The organism is Arthrobacter sp. TRD_SC_6 (genome assembly GCF_055361185.1).
Genome location: NZ_CM143953.1, coordinates 1,605,331 through 1,630,615, shown reverse-complemented (window position 1 = coordinate 1,630,615; position 25,285 = coordinate 1,605,331). Strand labels below are relative to the sequence as shown.

Here is a 25,285-nt window from a genome sequence, read left to right as displayed (position 1 = left end):
ACCACCCCGCGCCAAGGTACCAATGCCTAACCCGTCAATCAGAGCAAGAGCAATTGCAAGAGAAAGTGGAAGAGAATGCGTAAGTTCGCAAAATCCCTCGCAGCCATCGCTGCGATTTCAGCACTGACGCTGACCGGTTGCGGTCGTGAAGAAGCGACGCCGGCAACCGGAGGCGGAGGCGGCGACGCTGCAGCCGGCGGTTTCGAAGAAGGCGCAGCGATCGGTGTGGCACTGCCGCAGAAGACCTCGGAGAACTGGGTCCTCGCAGAGAAACTGTTCAACGATGGCCTCACCGAAGCCGGCTACGAGGCCGACGTGCAGTTCGCCAACGGCGGTGTCTCCGAGCAGCAGAACCAGATCAGCTCCATGATCACCAACGGTGTGAAGGTACTGATCGTCGGAGCTATCGACGGCGCGCAGCTGGGAACCCAGCTTGCCCAGGCCAAGGAGGCCGGCATCACGGTTGTTGCCTATGACCGCTTGCTCCTCAACACGGACGCCGTGGACTACTACGTGGCGTATGACAACTTCAAGGTAGGCGAACTGCAGGGCCAGGCACTGCTCGACGGCATGAAGGCTGCAAAACCCGAGGGCCCCTACAACATCGAGCTCTTCGCAGGCTCGCCGGATGACGCCAACGCGAAGGTCTTCTTCGACGGCGCGATGAGCATCCTGCAGCCTGAAATCGACAACGGCAACCTCGTTGTTGTCTCCGGTCAGGACACCTTCGAGCAAGCTGTCACCCAGGGCTGGAAGGCCGAAAACGCACAGAAGCGCATGGACACCCTGCTCTCCGGAAGCTACGGATCCGAAGAGCTTCACGGCGTTCTCTCCCCCAACGACACGCTCGCCCGCGCTATCCTGACCTCGGTCGAGGGTGCAGGCAAGTCCGTGCCCGTTGTCACCGGCCAGGATTCCGAAGTTGAGTCCGTGAAGTCCATCATGGAGGGCAAGCAGTACTCCACCATCAACAAGGACACCCGCGCCCTCGTTGAGCACTCCATTGAGATGGTCAACGGCCTGCAGGCCGGCGAGGAACTCGAGATCAACGATCCCGATTCCTACGAAAACGGCGTCAAGACCGTTCCCGCCTACCTTCTTGAGCCACAGATCGTGACCAAGGACAACGCAGCTGACGCTTACGCCGACGATCCGACCCTGTCGGAACTGACCAAGTAACCGCTACACCCTCGAGAGGTCCCCGGTCGCGTTGCGGCCGGGGACCTCTCTGTATTCCCTCACATTGCAGGACTAGGGTTGACCCCCTGACGCAGAGTGCGGCAACGGAAGGAACTCGATCCGAATGTTGAACACCGAACGAACCGGTTCCGGCAAACCCCTCGTCCTCGTCCATGGCCTGGGGTCGGGGATCCGCAACTGGGATCCGATCGTCCCACTGCTGAAGGACGAGCGCGAGGTCATCGCCATCGATCTTCCCGGATTTGGCGAAAGTGCGCCCCTCCCGGGCGAGGTAAGCATCGCAACCCTCACTGACGCCGTCGAACGCTTCCTGCAGGAGCAGGGCCTCAACGCCGTGGACATCGTCGGTAGCTCCATGGGCGCGCGGATCGTCACCGAAATGGCTCGCCGCGGTTACCCCGGGAAAGTGGTTGCGCTCAACCCCGGCGGCTTCTGGAACGACACCCAGGTCCGCATCTTCAACAGCACCGTCAAGGCCTCCGTTGCACTCGTGCGCCGCATCCAGCCGATCCTGCCTTCCCTCGTGAAGCAGGCCGCCGGACGCACCGCGCTCCTCGCGCAGTTTTCGGCCGCGCCGTGGAAGCTCGACCCTGACCTTGTCCTCACCGAGCTCCAGGGCTTCAAAACCGCGCCCAGCCTGGACGAGGCACGCCGGTCACTCGCCCATGGACCCCGGCAACAGGGTGCAGCCGCCGGATCAGTCAAGGGCAGCCTCGCTTTCGGGTGGGGGCGCCAGGACAAGGTCACGCCACTGAGTGAAGCGGCCGTCGCCATGTCCCTCTATCCGGACGCAACGCTGCACGTCTTCGAGAACTGCGGACACTTCCCGCATTGGGACCAGCCACAGGAGGCTGCGCGCTTCATCCTCAACTCCACCGGGTAGGAAACACACGACGACGGGCCGCTCCCTAGTGGAGCGGCCTGAAGTGGTGAACTGTCAGCTGAGCGCAGCGAGCGCCTCCACGACCGGCGGGTCCAACCGGATCAGGGCCACGGCAAGCCCGTACGCCACACCCATGATGACGAGTTCCCCCGCGGCCAGCTTCGCGAACGATCGGAGCGTGAACCTCTCCTGCGAAAGCAGCCGACGGCGGTGCAGCACACCGAAACCGATCAGCACACTGAACGCCACCACCTTCAGCAGCAGCACCGCGCCGTACAGTGACCCAGGCAGCGCATCCAGCTGTTCCACCCGGACCACCGCGCTGACCACCCCGCTCACGCCCACAGCGATTGCGCAGATCAGGGCCAACCGGCTGAACTTCCTGACCGCCGGGCGCAGTAACTCCCCGTCCCGCCAGGCCAACCACCCGAGACCGGCCAGGCCGCCGACCCAAAGGGACGCAGCCCCGATGTGGCCCGTCATGCTGAACATCGCCAAACCGTGCCCGGAGGCCGATGCGGAGTGCCCGCCGAGGCCCATCGTCGTCGTCCCCGCAACCACCAGGACAAGCGCCATCCGCAGCGGAAGCGTAGTGCGGGCAACCCTCGCCAGGATCGCAGCAAGCACCAGCATGCCCGCCTGCGCAACCAGGGCACGCCCGGATGCCAGCTCGTTCATGAACGAGCCGAAGTCCTCGAAGCCCGCACCGCCCAGCGGCCCGCTGCCGAGAACATCGAAGTAGGTCCAGAGCAGGAGCAAGACACAGGCGACGACGGCGATCCCCGCCGCCGCGCTCCCCTGCCGTCCCAGCCGCTGGGCTTCCGGGGTGAGTTGCTCCGGATCGTCGGCCCGGGCGGGCAGGAGTACCCCGACGCACAGCAGGGCGATCGCGGCGAGGCTTGTCAGGTGTACCAGCACCCGGACCACGGGTAAAGTCCAGCCAATAGTGTTGACTGCTCCGGCGTCGTCGGACAGCAGGAGAATCCCGAGGGGCACCACGGCCGCGATGAGCACGGCCCCAAGAACGGCGGCCTGCCAGACTCGCTGGGGACCACTCGGCCGCTCTGACGGCGCTGCCGCCTTACCGCTCACTTCGGCGGCGCTCTTCCGTGACACGTGCATGGCCGCCTTTCGAAGTCCTATAGCGATAGTAAGCCCGCTTCCTCGGTCCGAGTGTCATGTCTCTTGGTGAAGGGCGGCAGCGGGTCCGCTGGCGCACGGCGTTCAGTTGTCCGCTGTGGGACGCCGTTAGTCGAGGATGGCGGTGGCCTCAACTTCCACGAGTACGTCGGGTTCAAAGAGGTAGTCGACCCCGATCAAGGATGCTGGGGGCATCGGGAGGGGCAAGCCGATGTCGTCCGCTACGGCGTTGATGCCCGCCATAAAGGCCTCAATACTGTCGGGTGTCCAGTTGGTGACGTAGAACGTGAGGCGAACGACGTCGCCAAATTCCGCACCCGCGCTTGCGAGACCGGAGTGGGTGTTCTTCAGGGCTTGTGACACCTGGCCGGTCAAATCCCCTTGAGCTACCGGAGTGCCGTCGGCTGTCCTCGCGATTTGGCCGGAAACGTGCACATGGCGGGTGCCGGTTGCGACAGCGACGTGGTGATACGGCACTGGCTGCATCAGTGCGGCCGGAGAGTGAAGGCGAACAGTCATGAGAGCTCCTTGGTATTCGTTTTTTGCTGGTATCTAATGGATACCTGGTGAACCGTCGTAACTTCAACGAAACTAGGTCTCATGATGAATACCAGCAGTCCAACCTCCGACCGGTTTGAGATCGATGCTCCGCATCGCGAGCTTCTGGACCAGGTGCTGGACAAGTGGTCACTTCTGGTTCTCAACGAGTTGTGCGAGCGCCCTCAGCGCTTCAGCGAATTGAAGCGGATCATTCCTGCTGTGTCGCAGAAGTCGCTCACGGCGACGCTGCGGCGGCTTGAGCGCAACGGCATAGTCGAACGGGTTGTGCTGAGTACCCGTCCCGTGGCGGTGGAGTACAGGATTACACGGTTAGGAAAGACCCTTAGACCGCCGGTCGAGGTGATCCTCGACTGGGCCTCGAAGCAAATGCCGCTGATCGAGCAGGCCCGCCGCCGCTTCGATGAGGTCGAGGTATCAAAAACTCAAACCAGCCTCTGAAACGCGGAACCCCGCACCATGGATGGAGGTGCGGGGTCCCAGGCATTGAAACGCAGAATGAAGCTTAGCCGGTGACGCCTGTCAGCTCATTCGGGGTTTCCTTAAGTTCACCAGTGCTGGTGATCTTGCCGGACTCATAGTCCACCGCATGGATGGTGTTGGTGGCTGGGTCCGTGATCAACGCTGTTTGGTCGTTCACGAAAATGGTTGGGCGGGGCTGCTGCCATTCGATCGGTTCTTCCCACTCATCGATCACAGGGATGCTGTTGGTTACCTTCGCGGTTTCCGGATCGATAACGTGCAGGGCTCCGTCGGTGCCGAGCACCAGGGCCTCCCCGTGCGCCCCGCGAGCCAGTGAGCGGAAGCTGTAGCTCGCTCCCAGTTCAACGAAGTCGAGCTTCTTGGTCTCGGTGTTGATCAGGGAGATCCGCTCCGGGCGCTCCAGTTCGGCGTCGGGATCCTGCTTGTAGTCGCCAAGGGTGATGACTGATTCTTCCGAACCGGCCTGGTTACCGATGCGCCCGTACTCCGTGGGACTGTCGAGCTTGGTGATTTCACCGCCGGAGTAGATGAGGACGCCTGTTTCACAACCGATCACGACTGCTTCGTTGGACGCAGCAGCTTCACCGTGAACGCCGGGGCAATCCTCGTTCCGGACGATCTCCTCGCCCTTTTCGTCGAACACCACGATCCCCGGGCGTTCCTCCTCGTTGCCGAGTGTCTGGACGAGTTCGCCGTTGGAAAGCTCGACGGCGACGCCGTGATGGGCTTGCTCGGACTGGTACGTCTCGGTCTCGGGCTGGCCCTCGGCAAGGTCGCTCGACTCGAAGACCGTGACTTCGCCGGTCCCATCGCTGAAGAGGATGGTCTTGCCGTCATGGCGGACGACGTGACCCGGCTTGGGAGCGTCGAAGCTGATGTCCGTCATCGCCGGATCCTGCGCATAGTGGGTGTCGCCGTCGCTCCACACACCGGTGTCGAGCACCGTGAATTTGTCGGCCGTGGAGATGATCACGTGGCGCCCATCCCCCGCCGGGTTCACGCGGTTGAAGCCTTCGAGTGGGAAGTCGCCGAGCACCTCGAAGGACTCGCCGTCGAGGACCTGCACGCCGCCGTCGTAAGTGGTGACGATACGAGGAGTCGCTTCGTCGACGGTAGGCGCCGAGCTTGCAGCGCTGGAAGACGTGTTTTCCGCTGCGGGTTCGGTGTTGCTGCCGCAGCCGGTGAGCACCAGGCCGCTGACCGCGAGGGCGGCGGCGAGCTGGAGGGGTTTGGATCGGTAATGCATGTGTTTCCTTTCGGAGGGGGTGGGATCATTCAGGTCTAATTAGCGGGTCAGTGCTTCGGTGATGCGTTCGGTGTTGGAGCGCATCATGTCCAGGTAGGTCTCGGCGCCTGAACCTTCCGCGCCGAGAGATTCGGTGAAGAGCGGCACGACGGCGATGTCCTGGCCTGCCTCGTTGGCGAGCACTTCGGCGAGCCGTTCCGGTTGGGACGAGTCCGCGAAAATTGCCACCACCCCTGCGTCCTGGATGGCGCTGGTGAGGTCATCGAGATCCGCTGAACTGGGTGAGGCGAGCGTTGTGCCGCTGGGGATCACCGCACCGATCACGTCGAACCCGAACCTCTGCGCGAGGTATCCGAAGACGTGATGGTTGGTAATGAGCTTCCGCTTGTCCTGGCCGATGGCCGCGAAACTTTCCTCCATCTCGCCGGCAAGGCTCTCGACCTCGTCCACGTAGGCGGCGGCCTGCGAGCGCACCGCGTCGGCGTCCACATCCCCAACGTGCTCGATCGCGCCCTCGGCGATCGCCGTCGATGCCTGCGCAACGCGGTCCGGGTCGGTCCAGAAGTGGGGATCGTCCGCGCCTTCGTGCTCACCGCCGTCGTCGTCGTCGTCGTGCGTGAAGGTGATCGGTTCGATGGCGTCCATCGCGGCGATCGCCGGTACGCCCTCCGCTGCGGCGGCGTTGACGTTGTTGAGGATGCCCTCTTCCAGCCCGGCGCCGTTGTGGATGATGAGGTCCGCATTCTCCAGTTCCGCGGCCTGCTGGGCGGAGATGCCGAACGAGTGCGGGTCCGCATTTGATTCCATGAGTACGACGACGCTGGCCTGATTACCGAGGATGTTCCGTGTGATGTCACCCAGGATGTTGGTGGTGACCACCACCGTGGGTTTGTCACTTGCCGCTGCCGAGCACCCGGTCAGCACGAAGGCGCCCGCGACGAGCGCAGCGGTCAGTTTTGCCAGCCTCACCCGCGTCACAGTCCGGTCTCCAGCATCAGGTCGGCGGCCGGGACGTCGAAGGTGCGGGCGGTCCGGAGTCCGTCCGCGTAGTCGATCTCGTAGACCTTGGACGTTGCGGGATCGTTGACGTAGGCGCGTGAGGTGTCGATGCGGAGCTGCGGTGCAGCGTCCGCGGCCAAGGGTTCGAGCAGTTCGGTGCGGTCGACCTCACCGGTGGTCGGGTCGATGCTCATGAGCGAACCGTCGACGCCGAGAGCCAGTACCCGCTTGGTGTCGCCAACAGCGGATGCCGCAACCACCCGGACCGGGGTTTCGAGGTGGGTCCACGTGCGCCCGGACACGTCGAGGTGCCAGATGCCGGCCTCGCCAGCCGGAGCGGCGAGTTCATTGGACCGTGGGCGGTGCTCGAGGGTAACGGCGGGTGTAACGCTTTTCAGATCCTGCGGGTACGGGATCTTCTCGGCGGTGAATACGCCGTCATCCTCCGTGATCAGTAAAGCGCCGTCGGTGCAGGCCAGCACAATCCCGACGCGCGTGGACGCGTGGCTGCTGGCTGCCGGGCAGCTCTCCTGTGCGAGCACGGTCTGGTTGTCGATGTCCCGGACTTCGACCCCGGTCGGTTGAGTACCCTCGGCGACGGTAGTGATGAAGTGGTCTTTGAACGGGATCACCCGGCCCTGGTGCGGTGTGGTGGTGATGCGTGCGGCTTCGGTGACGTCGCCTGAGTCGAGGTCCTTGTGCGTGTGGATTGACGCGTATCCGCCGGACTCTGAGAACACCGCGAGGTACTGGCCGTTCCCGGCGATCGCGCCGGCGTCGGGAACATCGATGGTGCCGACCAGCCCCGGCTCGGTGCTGTAGTAGTGGCTGTGGTCGCCGTGCGGAACGGTCCACGCGCCGGTGTCGAAGACGTCCACCGAACTGGCTGTGGTGATGAGCGCGTAACGGCCGTCCTGCGCAATGCCGCTGATCGGCCCGAAGGTCCCGGCGTCGGCTACTTCCTCCGTTAGGAGGGAGAGCAGTTGCGCCTGTCCGGTCTTTGAATCAAAGGTGAGCAGACCGGTCTGTCCTTCGGCATTTTCCTGCGCCCCGGCGATGTAACCGTGGGGCGAGGCTTCTGCGGAGGGGGCGCCGTCGTCGTTCGCTGCGGGTGCGCCACAAGCGGTGAGCAGGAGGGGAAATGTGAGCAGTGGGACAAGTGTTTTACGCGTGGTGCGGTGCACGGGTGAGCGTTTCCATTTCTAGCTGGGGGTCTGGTGTGGCGATCGGTTCGGAAGCGGCGGGCCGCGTGCTTTCAATGAGGGAATGGCCGAGGGCGGAGACGAAGTAGGACAGCGCGGCGACTAGCGCGATGGTCGCCCCGGCCGCCGTCGACGCGTACCAGGAGATGAACAGGCCCGTCACAACGCTCGCGACGCCGATCGCTGAGCCCAGCACCATCACTGTCCGGATGGACCGGGCCCATACCAGCGCAGCGGCGGGCGGGGCGATCAGCAGTCCGAAGACCAGGAGTGTTCCCACCACCTGGAAGGACGCCGCCACTGCGAGCGTGATCATGCACAGAAGCACGAAGTGGGTCAGCCGTGGCCGCAAGCCGAGGCTCGCCGCCTTCTGCTGGTTGAAAGCGAGGGCTGTGAATGCCCGGTGGAACACTGCGGCGGCCGCCAGCACCAGGGTCCCCACGATGGCGAGGACAATGATGTCGTCAGTCCCCACAGCGAGCACGTCGCCGAACAGCGTGCCGGTGAGGTCTACCGCGAACGAGCCGGACGCCGACACGATGATCACACCAAGGGAGAGCATCACCACGAAAAGCAGGCCGATGGCTGTGTCCTGTGAAACGCGCCGGTTGCGGGTGATCACTGATACACCAGCCGCCGTTGCCGCTGCACTGAGCGCGGCGCCGATGACGAGGTTGCCGCCGAGCAACGAAGCGATGGCGATACCCGGCAGCAGCCCGTGTGACATCGCATCACCGAGGAACGCCATGCCGCGCACTACAACCCAGGTCCCGACGACGGCGCAGAACACCGCAACCAGGCCGCCGCCCAGCAGGGCGCGCTGCATGAACGACGCGTTCAGGGGATCGAGTAACCATTCCATCGTGATTCATCCTATATTGCTAATGAGAACGATTCGCACAAGGAGGGAATTTGATGTCTTCGGTGGTCTTCAATCAGGTGGAATTTGCCTACCCGGACAGGCCGGTACTGAAGGGCGTGTCAGCGGTCTTCGAACGCGGCGTGCACACCGTCATTACCGGTGCCAACGGTTCGGGCAAGTCGACGATGCTCGGCATAGCGGCCGGTCTGCTGAAGCCTGCCGCTGGTTCGGTTCAACTGACTACCGGACGCCGGCCCGCCTACGTCATCCAGCACACCCGCACCTCGGAAGTTCTGCCATGCACGGTGCGCCAGGCTGTGGAAATGGGCCGGTGGCCGCACCGCCACGGCCTGCTTCCCCTGCGGGCTCGGGACCGCGAAGTGGTCACCATCTCGATGGAACGAATGGGGATCTCCAACCTTGCCGGGCGCCAACTCAGCGAGCTGTCCGGTGGCCAACGACAGCGCACGCTGATCGCTCAGGGCCTAAGTCAGGAGTCGGACATCCTCCTGCTCGACGAGCCGACCGCTGGCCTGGACCGTGCAGCGCATGAACGCATCCGCACTGCCATCGATGAGGAATTGCGCCGCGGGGTTACGGTCATCGAATCGAGCCACCACCCGGACGATATTGACCGGGCTGACCGCGCTCTCATCCTCGATCAGGGGCGCATCAGCTTCGATTCGTAACCCGGGACGCAGGGTGTCGAACAGCGATACCCTAGCTCCTGTGACCGTTACTATCGAGCACGCAACAGCGAACGACGCCGGCCAGCTGGCAGTCCTCGCCAGCGTCGCCTTCCCGCTTGCCTGCCCTCCGACGTCGGACCCCAAAGACATTGCGCAGTACGTCGCCACCGAACTGTCCGAGGCAAAGTTCGTCCAGCACATTGCTGATCCCACCAGGATCCTGTTGTGCCTCCGCGAGGACGGGCACCTGCTGGGGTGGAGCATGCTTGTCGAGGGGCTGCCGAAGGACGAGCACGTCCGGTCCTGTCTCTCGATCTTCCCCACCATCGAGCTCAGCAAGTTCTACCTTCACCCTTCCCACCACGGCCGGGGTGCGGCGTCGAAACTCATGGAGGCCACGCTCGACGTCGCTTCCATGGGCAACGACGCCCACGGCATGTGGCTCGGCACCAATGACCAGAACGCCCGCGCTATCCGCTTCTACGAAAAGCACGGCTTTGCGAAGGTGGGCACCAAGACGTTCAAGCTCGGCAGCAACGTGGAGCATGACTTCGTGCTGGAGCGGCCCCTTTCGGCGTAGGGCGCCGGGGTAGAACCAATCCACCGGTAGCAAAGCCTCCCGCCCCACGGGTTTCACTTGAGGTCCGTCAGCTCCAACACACGTTGGCAGGCACTCGGCACTGGCTGGGTTATCTGAGCCGTTGAAGTTTGGGCTATTCGGAGCGCCGTTCCACTCAAAGGACCACCCGCAATGATGACCGATAGGGCTCCATCCGATTGAGTGCTTTCGTCGACGGCGCGGGACAGCTCTTCGAACTGCCTCTCAGCGTCGCCCGCCAGCGTCAACGGGTCAGACTTCGTCACCCGCACCCCCCTGAACCAGCCAGACTTGCCGTATGAAGCAACCAGATCAGTCAGAGACTGCACCAGCAACGGTGTACTGGTTGCCATCCCGAACGGTCGACCATCCGCGCACGCGGCGATGATCGAAGCCTGGCCGATTCCGACCACGGGAATCGGCAGTTCCAGATCCAGGTCTTCCCGGCCCGGATCTCCGATTGCTGCGACGATCACCGCGCTGACTTCCAAGTCCGACGTCGAAAGGTAGTCGAGGACAGCCCGTCTCGTGTGCACTGCCGACTCCGCCAAGGCTTCAGGCTCAACGATCATGGAAGGCCCCGCCGCCGCCGTGATGCCTACAACGTCCACCAGATGCGGTGCGAGCACCGAGGCGGCGAGGTCCTCCATCAGTTGGGTTGTTCTGGAGCTGGTGTTGGGGTTGACCAGGAGCACGTTGCGGCGTGCTGGGTCAGTGTCCATAAACACCGCCCGGTTCCGCTGGATCTTCCTCGAGCGGCTTGCCGAAGGTTTCGGGCGGGAATTGCACGGCTATGGCCAGGACCACGAACAGGCCGGCAAGCGTTGCGAACATGCCAGCGAGGCCGGCGGCGTCAAAAATTATGCCCGATATGAGGGGGAACAGGCCGCCCGCAAGTGATCCGGCAGCGAGGATGATGGAGGTTCCAAACCCTCTCGCGCGGGTTGGGTACTGTTCCGGCGCGAAGAGCCAGATGGTCGTGTTGAGGACAATCACCGAGAAGTTGAACAGCACGCCGCAAAGGATGATGAGGACGATCCCTTGTGCCAGAAAGGCCATCGACAGCCCGGCGATGCACCCGAGAATGGCAGCTCCGGTCAGGACTTTCTTCCGGGGCAGGCGGCTGGCCAGGAAGGCAGCAGTGCACGCGCCGATGAGGGATCCCGATTGCATGAGCAGGGTGAACCACAAACTGGCATTGAGCGCATAGCCCTGCGCAACCAGGATGGTGGGCATGAGAGTCAGCATGGAGATTTGTGCCGCGTAGGACATGGTGACCGCAATGCCCAGGAACACTGTGCGCTTGAGCAGGCGCCCCTGAAGGGGTTCTTTCCAATGGCCTGAGGATTCGACGACCCTGTGGTCCGGCGCAGCGGTGATGAATTGTTCCGGGTCGTTGATTGGGCCGGCCAGTTTCCCGCGGGCAAGGCGCGTAATCACCAGGTTTGCTTCGTCAATCCGGCCTTTGGATGCCAAGAAGCGCGGAGTTTCCGGTACGTAGCGTCGGAAGAACATGACGAGCAGGGCGGGAATGAACAGCAGTCCAAAGACCCAGCGCCACTTGTCCGGACCGTCGAAGAGTGTGAAGACCAGGATGCCGAACGCTGGGGCCAACATGTTGCCAAGACCTGCCGCGGTGACGTTGATCAACCCCACGGCCGTTCCACGATGTTTTGCCGCGAAGAATTCGGCCATCATGATGACCGCAACGGCGATCTCACCACCAAGACCGAAACCCACGATGAATCGGCCTGCAGAAAGAACCCCGTAGTTCGGGGCAATCGCGCACAGAAGTGATCCGCCGGCGAAGATGATCAGGTTGATCATCAACATCTGGCGCCGACCGTACTTGTCAATAATCAAACCAGTTGCAACGCGTCCAAGGGCCGTAGCCGTGAACGTCAAGGTGTTGAGGAACCCGATCTCGCCGGCTCCCAGGCCCCAGGACTCGCGAAGCACGGGCCCCGTGATGCCTACAGCATTTTGCTCGAGGGCATCAAAGAACACTCCCAAGAGAATCATGAACACGATCTGACGGTGGGCCCCCGTGACCCCTATCCGTTGATAGGCCCCCTCAATCTGGGTAGCTAGCGTCCCGGATTGGGACCCTTCCGCTGGTTGAGCCGTACGTTCCTTCATCACAGTTGCTCCTCACTGAGCCTGTAAGTCAAAGCTAATGTTTCCACTTTGTGGAAAGTAACTTCCACCTCGTGTGTGACACAGGTTATATCTACTACTAGTGAGCGTCAATGGGATCCCAAACCTGGAAAGTCTTCGACTGCCCTGCCAGTGAGTTCCATATTGTGGAAGAAAACTTCTGCTGCCCAGAAATATTTCAAACAATTCGTTGACAGTGGGCTATCTCACGCCTAATCTCAATTTGGGATCCCAAGTTCATCGGACGCACAGAGTCTTCCTCTCCAAAGGGTGCGCCCGGCCTCCGTCCGCACGTTCTAAGGAAACTCACATGGCCAACGACGACCATCTGTCATCCACCACTGTGGAGAACCCACCTGACCAGCCCCGGCCAGGAGTCGCTGCACCGCACCAACCGGATTCCAAAGGCGGGAAGCCAACCCGCGTTCGTTGGAAGCTCTTTGTGCTCCTCCTCGTGCTCGTCACCCTCAACTACGTGGACCGTGGGTCCATTTCGGTGGCGATGCCGCTCATCCAGGAAGAGTTCCAGCTCTCACCGGAGTCCATCGGCCTTCTTCTCTCAGCCTTCTTCTTCGCTTACGCCATCATGCAGGTGCCCGGCGGCTGGCTCGTCGACCGCCTGGGTGCCCGGAAGATGGTCACCGGATCCTGTGTTGGATGGGGACTCGCCACCGCTGCCTCCGGTCTGGCGTGGAACTTCGCGAGCCTGTTCACTGCACGGGCGCTGATCGGCGTTACCGAAGCAGCGATCATGCCCGCCGGTGGCAAGCTCAACGGCCAGTGGATGGCCACCGGGGAGCGCGGCCGCGGCGCCACCATCCTCGACGCCGGGGCCCCTCTCGGTGCGGGCATCGGCGGCATCGCAATCGCCGGCCTGATCGGACTTACCGGCGGCTGGCGCGGAGCGTTCCTCGCAGCCGGCATCGCCACCGCGCTCTTTGGCTTCGCCGCTTGGTGGTACATCCGGGACACCCCGCGCCAACACCGCAGCATCAACCAGGCCGAAATCGACCTGATTGAAGCATCCCACGCCGAAGAAGACGCCAAGGCAGCCGCAGTCGGCGCCCCCGGCAAGCGCGGCCTGCTCCCCTACCTGAAGTTCAAGTCCTTCTGGGCAATGTGCTTCGGCTGGTTCGGTTTCAACGGCGTCTTCTACGGTCTGCTCACCTGGGGTCCGCTGTACCTTTCCGAAGCCAAGGGCTTCAACCTCGCCGGAGTGGGCTGGGGAACGTTCGTCATCTTCGGTGCGGGCTTCGTCGGCGAAATCCTCGGCGGAAACATTGCCGACGCCTGGCGGGCAAAAGGTGCCTCAGCCAATAAGGTGATGCGCACGCTGCTCGGTTTCTCAAGCCTCGTTGTGGTCGCCGGATTGATCGGTGTCACCCTCGTCAGCGATCCCATCACCGCCGTCGTACTGTTGTCTGTCGTGCTGTTCTTCCTGCGCTGGGTCGGTCTCTTCTGGAGCATCCCCGCGCTGCTCGGCGGCCGTGGCAACGCAGGTGTTCTCGGTGGTGCGATGAACCTCGCCGGTAACGTAAACGGCTTCATCACCCCCATGGCAATCGGCTTCATTGTCGGCGCCACCGGCGGCTACACCTGGGCGCTGCTCTACTTCGTAGGTGCCGCCGTCGTAATGTTCGCTTCAGTCATCACCCTCGATTACAGCCGCCGGCTGCCGGTCTAGGGACCACCATGAAACTCCTGGTCATCAACCCAAACATCAGCGAAAGCGTCTCCGCGCTGATCCTCGCCGAAGCCCAGCGTGCGGCGTCGCCCGGAACAGAAATCATCATGCGCACTGCACCGTTCGGTGTGGAGTACATCGAGACCCGTATGGAATCGCTGCTCGCGGCGGGTGCTGTAGCGCAGGTCGTCGCCGAGGAACACGAGAAAGTAGACGCCGTCGTCGTTGCCGCATTTGGTGACCCGGGAATGCCCGCACTCAAGGAATTCGTCGACATTCCGGTGGTGGGGATTACGGAGGCCGCGCTCTACACGGCGGCTCTCCAGGGTTCACGGTTCTCGATCGTGGCCATTTCCCACCGGATCACGGCCTGGTACCGGGAGTGCGTCGAGCGGAACGGTCTCGGGGGGCGGTTGGCATCCATCCGCTCCCTGACCGATCCGCTCACCGGCATCGGCTCCGTCCAGGAGGACTTCGCCCCCAGACTGCTTGAGCTTTCGGGCCAGGTAGTGCGTGAGGACGGAGCCGACGTCGTCATCCTCGCCGGCGCGCCGCTCGCCGGACTGGCCAGGGCCATCGGGCACCGTATTCCGGTCCCGGTGGTCGACGGGATCTCAGCCGGCGTGAAGCAGGCGGAAGTGCTCGTCGCCCTTGGTGGCGGTACCCACCGGGCAGGCAGCTTCGCGCCGCCGCCGCCCAAACCGAACGCCGGTCTCTCCGAAGCCATCACCCGCACGCTTGCCCGCGGGCACGAAACACATCGAAAGGATGGTGGTCCGGAATGAAACTGGACTCGCTCATCACCAACGCCGTCATCGTCAACGCGACGCATACCGTCACCGGCCACATCGGCATCCGTGACGGGCGCATCACGGCGGTTTACGACGGCGACGCTCCCCTGGACCTGTTGCCCGACGCAGATGTTGTCATCGATGCTGCCGGCCGCACTGCAATCCCCGGCGGAGTGGACGGGCACTGCCACATCCAGCAAGTCACCGGTTCTTACTCGTCACTGGACACCTTCGAATCCGCCACCATCGCCGCGCTCTGGGGAGGGACGACGACGGTCATCGACTTCGGCATCCCAGCTTCGGCGGACGAGAGTCCGCTTGAGGCGGTGGAGAACAAGCTGCGGTTGGCGCAGGTGGCGCGGTGCGACGTCGCACTCCACGGTTCGGTGGTCGAGTGGGATGACACGGTTCCGGCCCAGCTGGACCGGCTGGCGGAACTCGGCATCCGGTCGGTGAAGATGTACACGACCAATCGGGGCTCCACCATGGCGAATGAGGACACCATCCTCCGCGTCATGAAGGAAATGGTGCGTCTCGACGGCTTGACCTACATCCACGCCGAACATGACGCCATCATCGCCGACTGCACAGAAGACCACGCAGGCCGCGGATTGACCGGCATCGAGCACCTGCACCTCACCCGGCCGGAGCTCGCTGAGACAGCCTCTGTACGGGAGGTCCTGGCCATCGCTGAGTACACCGGTGCGCCCGTGTACTTCGTCCACCAAACGGTGTCCGACGCCGTCGAACTGGTGCAGGACGCCCGTTCCCGTGGACTCAGTGCCTACTCCGAGACCTGCCCCCACTACCTGACCCTCGACGAAAGCGTCTACGGTTCGGACTTTCCCGAACGGTTTGCCTGCTGCCCACCCATGCGCAGCCGGGAAGCAGTGGAAGCGCTGCTAGACCGTGCTCTCGCCGGCGGGATCGACACCGTCTCTTCGGACCATTCCTGCTACGACCTGTCGCAGAAAAGCACCCGCAAGGATGACATCCGGTTCATGCCGCACGGCCTTCCGGGTGTCGAGACCCGCATGCCGGCAACCTTCACGGCGCTGGTGCGTGATCGCGGCATGACGATGCAAAGGTTCGTGGAGGTCTTCGCTACCGCACCCGCACGCATCAATGGACTCGCGTCCAAAGGAGTCCTGGCGCCGGGGTATGACGCGGATATTGTGCTGTTCGACCCCGCGGAAACCCGGACGGTCGACGGCGCCGCGCTCCACATGGGCACCGACTTCTCGCCATTCCAGGACCTCGAGCTGGCAGGCTGGCCGTCCACCGTCATTGCCGGTGGACGCATAGTGCTCGACGGCGGCGTGTTCAGTGATCCGGGGCCGGTCGGCAGGTTCATCAGGCGGCAGGGACCACGCGAAATGCTGGCCGGGAAGCAGGAGGTTCTGGCCCATGCATGAGCTTGGTGAAACCACACGGCCAATCCGCATCGGGATGATCGTCCCGTCGTCGAACACCTGCCTGGAACCGCAGACTTACCGGATACTCGGGGACCGCACGGACGTCACCGTTCACTTCGCCCGGGTGGAAGTGACCCGGATTGCCCTGGACGACGGTTCAAACAAGCAGTTCGACCATTCAACGATGGTCGCAGCTGCCCGGTTGTTGAAGACAGCCGACGTCGATGTCATCGCCTGGAACGGGACCGCCGGCTCCTGGCTGGGACCTGCGGCCGACCGCGAGATGGTTCAGCAGATCACCGCGGAAACCGGCGTGCCCGCGACCACATCCACCCTGGCGTATCTGGACGCCCTCAAGGCGTTCGGCGCCTCCCGGATTGGGCTCATTACGCCATACACCGCGGACGTCAACCAGGCGATCGCTGACAGGTATGCAGAGGAAGGAGTAGAGGTGGTCTCCGAGCGGCACCTGGGATTGTCGGTGAACGAGTCGTTCGGACGTGTGCCGCCGTCGGATCTGTTGGAACCGTCCCGCGACCTTGCCTCCCGCACAGACCGCCCGGATGCGCTCATCTATCTGTGTACCAACCTCTACGGAGCACCGGTCGTGCGGCAGGTTGAAACGGAGACCGGGCTTCCCGTGCTGGACTCGGTCGCCGTTACGCTGTGGAAGACCCTCACCATGGCCGGTGCGCCCGGACTGGATCAGCAGTGGGGACGCCTGTTGCTTTAGCTCCTGACCGGCCCGCCGCGCGTGATCTCAGCCGAAGAGGTGCTTCAGCGTCTGGTTCCGGTAGGACTGGACGTGATGCCGCGCCTCTTCGGCTGCCGCGATCGGGTCGCCTGAATTGATCGCCGAACACAGGTCACTATGCTCATTGCACACAGCGTCGAGGTTTGAGACTTGCCCAAATAGCCAGTGCAGCCTGCCCATCAGCGGGGTCAGGATGTCGTGCAGGGTGGCGCTCCCCGATGAATCGATGATCGCGTCATGGAAGTCGGAATTTGCAGTGCGGGCGGCTTCAAGATTTCCCTTGGCGAGCGCCTCACGGGACTCTTGTACGTACTTTTGAAGGTCGTTCGGCTCTCCGGCTGCCACCTTCTCCGCAGCCAGCTTCGACGCCAGGCCTTCGAGGGCCTCGCGGATGTCGAAAATTTCCTCCACTTCCTTCCGCTGCAGCCGCTTGACCACAATCCCTCTGGTCGGGAGGGTCTCCACAAGGCCTTCCCTATGAAGGATTCTGATCGCTTCCCGAACGGGAAAACGCGAAACGTCGAATTCAGTCGCGAGATCGCGTTCGACCAGCCGGGTGCCCGGTGGGAAAGTTCCGTTGAAGATACGGGTACGTATTTCGTTTCCCACTATTTCCCGGAGAGGAAGGTCATGGCGGTACAGCCCGCTCTGAACACTCATCTGCCGTCCCTTCTCCTCAGCATGCCCTTGCATCTACAGTACCCGCGCCACTCCGTTCGATACGGTCGACGGTTTGCCAATCTGGCAAAGATAGTTGCCACCATTCAGAATGAGTCTCATCCTGAATACATGACTACTTTTCAGAACACTTACGACGTCGTCATCATCGGAGGCGGGGCTGCCGGTCTGAGTGCCGGGCTGATGCTCGGCCGCACCCGCCGGAGCGTCGCCGTCGTCGACGCCGGCCAGCCGCGCAACGCCCCAGCCGATGGCGTTCATGGCTTCTTCACCCGCGAGGGCATGAGCCCGCTCGAACTGGTCCGCATTGGGCGCAAGGAGGTCGAGGCCTACGGCGGCGTGATCGTCGAGGGTACAGCCACCGGCGCGCAGCGCGACGACGAAACCTTCCGCACCACCCTCGAAGACGGCACCGTCCTCCGCTCCCGCCGCCTCCTCCTCACCACCGGCCTGACGGATCAGCTTCCCGACGTTCCCGGCCTGCGGGAGCACTGGGGCGAAGACGTGATCCACTGCCCGTTCTGTCACGGCTGGGAAGTCCGCGACCGGAACATCGGCATCCTCGGCACCAGCGTGATGTCAGTCCACCAAGCACTGCTCTTCCGCCAGTGGAGCAACTCCATCACCCTCTTCCTCAACGATTTTGTCGAGCCGACCGAAGATGAATGGGAGCAGCTAGCAGCCCGCGGGATAACGGTGGTTGACGGCGCTGTGACCCGCGTACGGAACGACGACGGCGGGCGCCTTGCCGGCGTCGAACTCGCCGATGGGCGCGTGGTTCCACTCGAAGCCCTCACTGTAGCTCCACGGTTTGTTGCCAACACCGGCATGTTCGCGGGGCTCGGCCTGGCGCCGGTCCAGCACCCCATGGGGGTCGGCGAACACCTCGAGATCGACGAAATGGGCGCCACCGGCGTCGAAGGCGTCTGGGCCGCCGGTAATGTGGCGAACCTGATGCTGCAGGTTCTCCCGTCCGCAGCGTCGGGATCCACCGCAGCTGTTGCCATCAACAATTCCTTCATGGCGGAAGAGCTGGCAGCCGATCTGGCCGACTACCGTGCAAGAAACAACTCTGCAAGCAAAGTGAAGGTCTCCTGATGCACACCCATAACGAGAACAACCATCCGGTCTACGACGAATCCTTCTGGGACTCCCGCTACGGCGAAAAACACCGGATCTGGAGCGGAAACCCGAACCCACAGCTGGTGTCCGAGGCCGCTGACCTCACTTTAGGGAAAGCGCTCGACGTCGGCTGCGGTGAAGGCGCGGACGCGCTGTGGCTCGCTGCGCGCGGCTGGCAAGTCACCGCCGTCGACATCTCATCCGTTGCGCTTGCGCGCGCGGCGGAGCACGAAAGTCAGTCCAGTTCAGAAGCGACGCCGGACCAGCCGCCCGTGACCTGGGAGCACCATGATCTCACCGAGTGGACTCCCCCCGCGCAGGCCTTCGACCTAGTGACAGCGCAGTACATGCACCTGCCGACCGAGGATCGCGACCCGATCTACCGGCGCTTGGCCGACGCCGTCGTGCCGGGCGGGACGCTGCTGGTCGTGGGGCACTCGGCGTCGGACCTTCATACCGAAGCGAAGCGGCCTGTCCACCACGACCTCTACTTCACAGCCGACAATATTGTGGAACTCCTTGGCCCGGGTTGGGAGACCCTCGTCGCCGAGGACCGCGCGCGTGAAGCGAGCGGACCTGAAGGTCAAAAGCTCGCCATCGCCGATTCGGTCTACCGCGGGCGGCGTGTGGTCTAGGCCCTTATGCCCGGCCCTTCAGGATCCCGTACCAGTAGAGCCGCACGAATCCGTACCGTTCAACGAGCCACGTGAGCTTGCGCTCTTTCGCAAGCCCTTTCCAGCCTGGCACGGTGGGTTTGGGTTTCAGCGTGTCATCAAACTCCGCGAGCACAACGGTGCCGCGACTGACGGTGAACGGGCATGCACCGTAACCGTCGTACTTCTGACTTGGCTCCTTGCCTTTCAGGACAGCCTGCAGGTTCTTCGCGAGGATCTTGGCCTGCCCGCGGAGAGCGGCTCCGGATTTCGAGTTAGGCGTCCCTGCGGCGTCCCCCAGGGACCACACGGTCGGGTAGCTGACGTGGCGGAGAGTGTGGCGGTCAACGGCGACGAAGCCGTCGTCGTCGGCCAGCCCCGTGGCGCGGATCCAGTCCGGGGCGGATTGCGGGGGTGCAGCGTGGAGGAGGTCGTACTGAATTTCCTCGGACGTTCCGGAGGCTGTGTCACGGAGCGTCGCGGTGCGGTTTTCGACGTCGACGCCGGTCAGTTCGGTGGTGCAGCGTAGCTCGATCCCGTATTCGGCGATCTTCCGGTTCAGCTCGGCGTCGACCACATCAACGCCGTAGACCGTGGGCGTAGGGACTGCGAGGATCACGCGGATATCGTCGAGGACTCCCTGCGAGCACCAGTAATCGCATGCAAGGTACATCGGCTTCTGGGCTGCTCCCCAGCACGTGACCGGCCCGCTGGGAATTGTGAAGACGGCAATGCCGGAGCGCATATTGCTGAGCAGGCGCCAGGCTTTCACCGCGAGGTCGAGGCTGTAATTCGTGGCACCGTGGGGCGAATCGAGGGCGTCCGCGAGGCCGGGGATGCCGTCCCAGTTTTTCTGGATGCCGGGGCAGATCACCAGGTGCCCGTACGTGACTGTTTGCCCTTTGGCGAGTGTCACCGTCTTGCTGACCGGGTCTATGTTGGTCGCTGCGTCCTGGAGCCAGGTGACGCCTTTCGGGATGACTGAGGCCTGCGAACGGATGGCGGTCTCGGCCTTCGCGGTTCCGCCTGCGATGTGCGAGAGGAAGGGCTGGTAGAGGTGCTGCGCGGTGGGGTCGATGACCCCGATATCCCTTACCCGGTAACGCCGCAGCCTTGCTGCAAGCGAAATGCCTCCGTTCCCGCCGCCGATGATGAGCACCTGGTGATGCGCGCTCGTGCCGGGTTGGGGCTGGGTGGTGCGGGCGTCGTCGTGCTCTGCCATGGGTGCTCCTGAGGTTATGGACTCGTTCCGACCCTACGCCCCCTGGTAGATGTTCAGTAGGGTCGCGAAGCCGCTAACAACCAGCGACGGGCGGAAACGGCACTCACTGTAGCCAGTGCCACAACGCAGATCTGCCCGCCGGTTCACGGGAACCAGCGGGCAGAGCCGTTCAGCATTGAAACTAGTTCGCGAACACGTCCAGCAGACGCGGGCCAACCCACAGGGCCACCGAGTCGCCGCCGTTGTTCAGCACGGAAGCGGTACCACCGTTGTAGTACGCCTCAGCGGAATTGGTGCCCGGGCCGGTGTAGACGCGAAGTTCCGCACCCGGTTCAAGCACATAACCGTCGCCGACGCTCAGGATGTTGTTCGCCGCATCGCGGATGATCGCACCGCTCACGTCAACGCTCCCGTTGGAGACGTTGCGCAGGACAACGTGTTCACCCCGCTCCGGCTGAACGTCGTCACCGGCAGGGTTGTTCACAGAGTCGGTGATTTCGACAGCGGCACCAGGGAAGACCTTGCGGCCCTCAAGGTAGCGGTGGTTCTGGATCGGGAAGTCGGTGGTTATGGCATCGACTCCGAGGTCCAACGAGTACTGCACGGCCTCAGGCGAGTTCACCGTATATACCCCAAGGACCAGCCCGGCAGCCTTCACGTCGGCCACGTTCTGCGGGGTCAGCGTCCGGTAGTTGGTGCCAACCGAATCGGCGAAGGAGGCCCATGAGGCCACCACTGCGCGCGAGGGCACTACAGAGGTCAATTGCTGCAACTCGATCTCCGGCGCTATGGCGGCGAAGCGACGGTTGGACGCCTCGTCAAACCCGATCACCTGGATCTTGTCGGCAGCAACAAGCTGCTCCCACTTCGGGTCATTGCGGAGGTTGTCTGCCACGACCTGCTCAACACCGGGCGAGTTCACCGGCGCTTTGATCTCGATGTACACGCCGGTCTTCACTGTCGCGACGGCAGCGGCGTCGTCGAAGTGCGGGATCCGCTCGCCGTCGTACTTGTCGCTGAAGTATGAACCGGCGTCGAGCTGCTGAAGCTCGGCCCAGGTGAAGGATGTGATCGGATCGTTCTCGCGGCCCGGGAACACCTCTTCGACGTTGGTGGTGCGTGCCGGGGTGTTGTCATGGAAGAGGAACGGGACCCCGTCGGCGCTGAGCTGCACGTCGATTTCGAAGAAGTCCGCCCCTGACGAGCGACCGTCCTTGAACGCAGCAACGGTGTTCTCCGGTGCGGTCCCGCCGGCGCCCCGGTGGCCAATGAGGATCGGCCCTTCCTGCGCACGGTCAGCCGGTGCTGCGTGCGCGATGGCGGCTGGAGCGGCAGCGAGGGTCAGCCCAGCTACCGCAATTGCAATGGTCCTGGTCAGGCGAAATGCCATAGGTTCAGTACCTTTCAGGTGGTGTGAATGAATCCCCACCTTCGATGCAACACGTCCAGGGAGTACCCAGGGACAACCTGGGGTGAACGGCGGGTGAAAGGGCGCCCCGCTGACAAATCAGTCCCGAGCGTAGCGCAGCACAAAATTCCGGAGGATCTGCGGCGGGCAGGTCACTGACGCGGTACGCGTCCGGGCGATTACATCCTCGGCCTGATCCGGCGGGAAGTACCCTGCGTGGCGGTAGATCCGGATGCGCTCAGTCAGGCCATGGACGTCGAGCTCCGGATGGAACTGCGTGGCGTACAGGTTCTGCTTCACCCTGAACATTTGAACAGGGCACGACGACGACGAGGCCAGCAGCACCGCGCCCGGCGGCAGCGTGGTGCACGCCTCCTTATGGCCAACGAACGCATCGAACTGCTGCGGCAAGCCCGCCAGCAGCGGGTCGCGTACGCCGTCGTCGTTCACTGTTACTGCCACCGGGCCAATGGGCTCGGCGAAAGTCCTGTCGATCACAGCGCCCTGGTGCCGTCCGAGCGTGCCTACGCCGTAACAGGCTCCAAGGAAGGGGAAGTCCGTTTCGACAACGCGGTCGAGCAACTGGCCCAGTTCGCGCTCCACGCGGTGCTGAGTTGGAGTTTTTGCCCCGTCAGGATCCGACGAATTGAACGGACTCCCACCAAGGAAAATGCCGGAGTATTCCTCCAGCCGGATCTCGGGCAACGGCGCTTTCTCCACACGGATCTGCCGGAGCTCGTCCGCCTCCAGTCGAGCAAATTTCAGGAAACTGCGGTACTCACCGAGCGCGGCGTCATCCTCAGCGCGGGTGGCCAGAAGCAGGAAAGGAAGCACTCAAAGATCGTACTCATAAGACCAAATCCGCAAACTACCACTCGCCAAATGCTAAGCATGCTGATAGACCTTAAGGGAAGCCGTTTTTCAACGGCAATCCCAAGTCAGAGGAGAGCATCATGTCAGGAAACACGCTTGTACGGTCCCTACACGATCTCAGTGCTGCCGCTTGGTTCGGCGGATCACTCATGGGTGCCGTAGGCCTCAACGGAGCAACTGCTGAAGCCAAGGACGCCACGGAGCGCACACGCCTTTCCACGATCGGCTGGGCTAAGTGGACCCCCGTCCAGGTTGCAGCATTCGGCGCGCACGCAATTGGCGGCATCGGCCTGATCGCTGCGAATAAGGGCCGTTTGGCCGGGCAGCCCGGTGCTGTCGCCAACACCGTGGTCAAGTCAGCCATCACCGTGGTCGGCATGGGTGCATCGCTGTACTCGGGCATGCTCGGCAAGAAGGTCGGCGAGCTCAGCCAGTACGGCGGCGAAGGCGCAACCGAGCCCAAGCCCGGCGCACCCGAAGCACTCGCGAAGGCACAATCCCAGCTGAAGATTCTCCAGTGGATCCTGCCCGCACTGAGTGGTGCGGTCATCGTGCTTGGTGCCCAGCAGGGTGAGCAGCAGCGCCCCAAGAACGTGCTCGGCGGCCTTTTCGACCGCTAGCACTTGCGAAACCAGGCCCGCCGTTCCCCCATAACGGCGGGCCTCTTCTCGCTTTACACACAGCAGACCCTTCCAACACAGGAGGAAACCATGGGCCAGCCAGCACAGCAGCAGGACGTACCCGGCATCCAGTCGGCCATGACACCTACGCCCGATTGCGGTGAAGAGAGTTACCGCGGCAGCGGCAAACTCACCGGAAAAGCCGCAGTCATCACCGGAGCGGACAGTGGAATCGGCCGCGCCGTCGCTATCGCCTTCGCGCGCGAGGGCGCAGACGTCCTCATCTCCTATCTCAACGAGGACGACGACGCCCGCGAGACCGCGCGCTACGTCGAGGAAGCGGGCCGCAAGGCGATCCTCGTCCCCGGTGAGCTCTCTGAACCCCAGCACTGCCGCGACATCATCGACAAGGCCGTGCAGGAGTTCGGCAAGGTCGACGTCCTCGTCAGCAACGCCGCGTACCAGATGAGCCACGACACCATCGAGGAGATCAGCGACGAGGAGTGGGAGTACACCTTCAAGGTGAACGTCTCTGCGATGTTCCATCTGGTCAAGGCCGCACTACCCCACATGGCGCCGGGCTCCTCGATCATCGGCAGCTCGTCCGTGAACTCGGACATGCCGAGCCCTGCCCTTGCGCCGTACGCCGCGACCAAGGCAGCCATCGCCAACTTCGCCGCGAGCCTTGCCCAGCTGCTCGGCGAGAGGGGCATCCGCGTCAACAGCGTTGCGCCTGGCCCCATCTGGACTCCACTGATCCCCGCGACCATGCCGAACGAGAAGGTCGAGTCCTTCGGTGACGACACTCCCCTCGGCCGCGCCGGGCAGCCCGCGGAGCTGGCTCCGGCCTACGTATTGTTGGCGTCCGACGACGGTAGCTACATGTCGGGTGCCCGCATCGCCGTCACGGGTGGCCGGCCAATTCTCTGACCCGATCAGCCCTGTCGAGTTCAGGACGAGGATAGATCGATGGAATTCAACCGGTTACTGCAGATCAAGCGCATCTACGCGCAGCCTGCTGCCCTGGAGCTGCCGCGGGGCAAGGAGATCGTTGAGCGGTGGCCTGATGCCGCCGTCGTACCGGTTGAAAATCACTGGAACATCCCGGAAGTGCACGGTGACGAGACCAACGTGCCTCGCTGGTCCCGGATCAAGACCGAAGCGCTGGTGCTGGGCGTCAAGAAGGCGCTGACCGTGAAGCCGAACGGGCGTTCCGCGGACTTCATTGCCCCGTCTACCGCTAACGGCTGCGCCATGGCGTGCGCGTACTGCTACGTCCCGCGGCACAAGGGGTACAGCAACCCTGTGACCGTCTTCGCGAACATCCACCAGATTGCCGGTGCGCTTGAGCGGCACGCCAACCGACAGGGTATGAAACTGGAGCCGAACCAATGCGATCCGGAGCTGTGGGTGTACGACATCGGCGAGAACAGTGACTGCTCCGTTGATGCCCTGATCAGCGACAACGTGCAGGACCTCGTCGAGCTGTACCGGGATCTACCCAACGCCAAGCTGTCATTCGCCACCAAATACATAAACCCGGAGATGCTTGGATGGGACCACGGTGGGCATACGCGGGTCCGGTTCTCCCTGATGCCCGCTGACCTGGCGAAATCCATCGACGTGCGCACCTCGCCGGTGGCGGAGCGCATGGCAGCGATCAATGACTTTGTGGCGGCCGGCTACGAGGTGCACGTGAACTTCTCGCCGGTCATCATCACGGACACGTGGCTCAGCGACTGGGAGCAGCTTCTGCGCCAGCTCGATGCCACGCTCACACCGGCAGCCAAGGAACAACTCGCTGCGGAGGTCATCTTCCTCACGCACAATGAGCGCCTGCACGAAGTGAACCTTGGTTGGCATCCGCAGGCTGAGCAGGTGCTGTGGCGGCCGGACCTGCAGGAGGCAAAAGTGTCCTCCAACGGGTTCACCAACGTGCGCTACCGAACCGGTGCTAAGGGCAGCTACGTCCGGCAGCTGACGTCGCTGATCGAGGACATTGCGCCCTACTGCCGTATCCGTTACGCGTTCTGATTTTCGCCTCCTGC

Annotated in this window: 26 protein-coding genes; 14 read left to right on the top strand and 12 right to left on the bottom strand. The window is 63.2% G+C overall.

The genetic code is table 11. From position 1 onward, the window contains the following. Window positions 1–75: 75 nt before the first annotated feature. Both ACWA1U_RS07955 and ACWA1U_RS07950 read left to right on the top strand, forming a co-directional pair. Entirely contained in the window at window positions 76–1,179 is a 1,104-nt protein-coding gene (locus ACWA1U_RS07955) for a substrate-binding domain-containing protein (protein WP_463724790.1), read from the top strand. Between the two features lie 124 nt (window positions 1,180–1,303). Next, a complete protein-coding gene (locus tag ACWA1U_RS07950; RefSeq protein ID WP_463724789.1) occupies window positions 1,304–2,083 on the top strand; it encodes an alpha/beta fold hydrolase in 780 nt (259 codons plus the stop codon). A gap of 54 nt (window positions 2,084–2,137) precedes the next feature. On the opposite strand, the gene ACWA1U_RS07945 is transcribed toward ACWA1U_RS07950, so the two are convergent. Both ACWA1U_RS07945 and ACWA1U_RS07940 read right to left on the bottom strand, forming a co-directional pair. After that, window positions 2,138–3,199, bottom strand: a complete 1,062-nt coding sequence (locus tag ACWA1U_RS07945) for a copper resistance D family protein (protein ID WP_463724788.1) — start codon at window positions 3,197–3,199, stop codon at window positions 2,138–2,140. 132 nt (window positions 3,200–3,331) lie between these two features. Beyond that, window positions 3,332–3,742, bottom strand: coding sequence for a RidA family protein (locus ACWA1U_RS07940; RefSeq protein ID WP_463724787.1), 411 nt, complete (start codon window positions 3,740–3,742; stop codon window positions 3,332–3,334). A gap of 81 nt (window positions 3,743–3,823) precedes the next feature. Between ACWA1U_RS07940 and ACWA1U_RS07935 the strand changes: the two genes are divergently transcribed. Then, window positions 3,824–4,222 (top strand): winged helix-turn-helix transcriptional regulator, encoded by a 399-nt coding sequence (locus ACWA1U_RS07935; RefSeq protein ID WP_463724786.1) that lies wholly within the window; start codon window positions 3,824–3,826, stop codon window positions 4,220–4,222. Window positions 4,223–4,286: 64 nt separating this feature from the next. On the opposite strand, the gene aztD is transcribed toward ACWA1U_RS07935, so the two are convergent. Genes aztD through aztB form a run of 4 tightly spaced genes read right to left on the bottom strand, consistent with a single transcriptional unit; the run spans window position 4,287 to window position 8,573 of the window. Next, window positions 4,287–5,510 carry a zinc metallochaperone AztD gene (gene aztD / locus ACWA1U_RS07930; RefSeq protein WP_463724785.1) on the bottom strand — a complete coding sequence of 408 codons (1,224 nt, stop codon included), beginning with the start codon at window positions 5,508–5,510 and terminating at the stop codon, window positions 4,287–4,289. Window positions 5,511–5,549: 39 nt separating this feature from the next. Next, entirely contained in the window at window positions 5,550–6,479 is a 930-nt protein-coding gene (gene aztC, locus ACWA1U_RS07925) for a zinc ABC transporter substrate-binding protein AztC (RefSeq protein WP_463724784.1), read from the bottom strand. Window positions 6,480–6,484: 5 nt separating this feature from the next. Continuing rightward, a complete protein-coding gene (locus ACWA1U_RS07920; RefSeq protein WP_463724783.1) occupies window positions 6,485–7,693 on the bottom strand; it encodes a hypothetical protein in 1,209 nt (402 codons plus the stop codon). Further along, the gene (gene aztB / locus ACWA1U_RS07915) at window positions 7,674–8,573 is read right to left on the bottom strand and encodes a zinc ABC transporter permease AztB (protein ID WP_463724782.1); all 900 of its coding nucleotides are present in this window, start codon (window positions 8,571–8,573) and stop codon (window positions 7,674–7,676) included. The genes ACWA1U_RS07920 and aztB overlap by 20 nt, the downstream gene beginning before the upstream one ends. Window positions 8,574–8,626: 53 nt before the next feature. On the opposite strand from aztB, the gene aztA reads away from it, so the two are divergent. Both aztA and ACWA1U_RS07905 read left to right on the top strand, forming a co-directional pair. Further along, entirely contained in the window at window positions 8,627–9,262 is a 636-nt protein-coding gene (gene aztA, locus ACWA1U_RS07910; RefSeq protein WP_463724781.1) for a zinc ABC transporter ATP-binding protein AztA, read from the top strand. A gap of 40 nt (window positions 9,263–9,302) precedes the next feature. After that, window positions 9,303–9,842: an N-acetyltransferase family protein gene (locus ACWA1U_RS07905; protein WP_463724780.1), complete on the top strand. Its 540-nt coding sequence runs from the start codon at window positions 9,303–9,305 to the stop codon at window positions 9,840–9,842. Between the two features lie 53 nt (window positions 9,843–9,895). Here the strand turns inward: ACWA1U_RS07905 and ACWA1U_RS07900 are convergent, their stop codons facing one another. Both ACWA1U_RS07900 and ACWA1U_RS07895 read right to left on the bottom strand, forming a co-directional pair. Further along, a complete protein-coding gene (locus ACWA1U_RS07900; protein WP_463724779.1) occupies window positions 9,896–10,582 on the bottom strand; it encodes an aspartate/glutamate racemase family protein in 687 nt (228 codons plus the stop codon). Beyond that, the gene (locus ACWA1U_RS07895) at window positions 10,572–11,882 is read right to left on the bottom strand and encodes an MFS transporter (RefSeq protein WP_463724971.1); all 1,311 of its coding nucleotides are present in this window, start codon (window positions 11,880–11,882) and stop codon (window positions 10,572–10,574) included. Before ACWA1U_RS07895 ends, ACWA1U_RS07900 begins: the two co-directional genes overlap by 11 nt. A 445-nt stretch (window positions 11,883–12,327) precedes the next feature. On the opposite strand from ACWA1U_RS07895, the gene ACWA1U_RS07890 reads away from it, so the two are divergent. From ACWA1U_RS07890 to ACWA1U_RS07875, 4 genes are read left to right on the top strand one after another with little or no spacing between them, the layout of a single operon-like run. After that, window positions 12,328–13,701, top strand: coding sequence for an MFS transporter (locus ACWA1U_RS07890; protein ID WP_463724778.1), 1,374 nt, complete (start codon window positions 12,328–12,330; stop codon window positions 13,699–13,701). Between the two features lie 8 nt (window positions 13,702–13,709). Further along, a complete protein-coding gene (locus ACWA1U_RS07885; RefSeq protein WP_463724777.1) occupies window positions 13,710–14,486 on the top strand; it encodes an aspartate/glutamate racemase family protein in 777 nt (258 codons plus the stop codon). Then, window positions 14,483–15,907 (top strand): dihydroorotase, encoded by a 1,425-nt coding sequence (locus tag ACWA1U_RS07880; RefSeq protein WP_463724776.1) that lies wholly within the window; start codon window positions 14,483–14,485, stop codon window positions 15,905–15,907. The genes ACWA1U_RS07885 and ACWA1U_RS07880 overlap by 4 nt, the downstream gene beginning before the upstream one ends. Then, window positions 15,900–16,640, top strand: coding sequence for a maleate cis-trans isomerase family protein (locus ACWA1U_RS07875; RefSeq protein WP_463724775.1), 741 nt, complete (start codon window positions 15,900–15,902; stop codon window positions 16,638–16,640). Before ACWA1U_RS07880 ends, ACWA1U_RS07875 begins: the two co-directional genes overlap by 8 nt. A gap of 27 nt (window positions 16,641–16,667) precedes the next feature. On the opposite strand, the gene ACWA1U_RS07870 is transcribed toward ACWA1U_RS07875, so the two are convergent. Further along, complete coding sequence (locus ACWA1U_RS07870; protein WP_463724774.1) at window positions 16,668–17,321, bottom strand: GntR family transcriptional regulator; 654 nt, start codon at window positions 17,319–17,321, stop codon at window positions 16,668–16,670. Window positions 17,322–17,450: 129 nt separating this feature from the next. Here ACWA1U_RS07870 and ACWA1U_RS07865 point away from each other — a divergent pair, with 129 nt between their 5' ends. Both ACWA1U_RS07865 and ACWA1U_RS07860 read left to right on the top strand, forming a co-directional pair. Continuing rightward, a complete protein-coding gene (locus ACWA1U_RS07865) occupies window positions 17,451–18,437 on the top strand; it encodes an NAD(P)/FAD-dependent oxidoreductase (RefSeq protein WP_463724773.1) in 987 nt (328 codons plus the stop codon). Continuing rightward, on the top strand, window positions 18,437–19,096 hold the full coding sequence (locus ACWA1U_RS07860; protein ID WP_463724772.1) for a class I SAM-dependent methyltransferase: 660 nt from the start codon (window positions 18,437–18,439) through the stop codon (window positions 19,094–19,096). Before ACWA1U_RS07865 ends, ACWA1U_RS07860 begins: the two co-directional genes overlap by 1 nt. A gap of 4 nt (window positions 19,097–19,100) precedes the next feature. Here the strand turns inward: ACWA1U_RS07860 and ACWA1U_RS07855 are convergent, their stop codons facing one another. The 3 genes from ACWA1U_RS07855 to ACWA1U_RS07845 form a co-directional block, all read right to left on the bottom strand. Continuing rightward, the gene (locus ACWA1U_RS07855) at window positions 19,101–20,336 is read right to left on the bottom strand and encodes an NAD(P)/FAD-dependent oxidoreductase (RefSeq protein WP_463724771.1); all 1,236 of its coding nucleotides are present in this window, start codon (window positions 20,334–20,336) and stop codon (window positions 19,101–19,103) included. Window positions 20,337–20,517: 181 nt separating this feature from the next. Then, a complete protein-coding gene (locus tag ACWA1U_RS07850; protein WP_463724770.1) occupies window positions 20,518–21,726 on the bottom strand; it encodes a glycerophosphodiester phosphodiesterase family protein in 1,209 nt (402 codons plus the stop codon). 117 nt (window positions 21,727–21,843) lie between these two features. Beyond that, window positions 21,844–22,578 (bottom strand): glutamine amidotransferase, encoded by a 735-nt coding sequence (locus ACWA1U_RS07845; protein WP_463724769.1) that lies wholly within the window; start codon window positions 22,576–22,578, stop codon window positions 21,844–21,846. A gap of 119 nt (window positions 22,579–22,697) precedes the next feature. Here ACWA1U_RS07845 and ACWA1U_RS07840 point away from each other — a divergent pair, with 119 nt between their 5' ends. The 3 genes from ACWA1U_RS07840 (at window position 22,698) to ACWA1U_RS07830 (ending at window position 25,271) form a co-directional block, all read left to right on the top strand. Then, window positions 22,698–23,237: a hypothetical protein gene (locus ACWA1U_RS07840; protein ID WP_463724768.1), complete on the top strand. Its 540-nt coding sequence runs from the start codon at window positions 22,698–22,700 to the stop codon at window positions 23,235–23,237. 90 nt (window positions 23,238–23,327) lie between these two features. Beyond that, window positions 23,328–24,167 (top strand): SDR family oxidoreductase, encoded by an 840-nt coding sequence (locus tag ACWA1U_RS07835; protein WP_463724767.1) that lies wholly within the window; start codon window positions 23,328–23,330, stop codon window positions 24,165–24,167. A 39-nt stretch (window positions 24,168–24,206) separates the two neighbouring features. Beyond that, window positions 24,207–25,271: a spore photoproduct lyase family protein gene (locus ACWA1U_RS07830; protein ID WP_463724766.1), complete on the top strand. Its 1,065-nt coding sequence runs from the start codon at window positions 24,207–24,209 to the stop codon at window positions 25,269–25,271. Window positions 25,272–25,285: the final 14 nt, after the last annotated feature.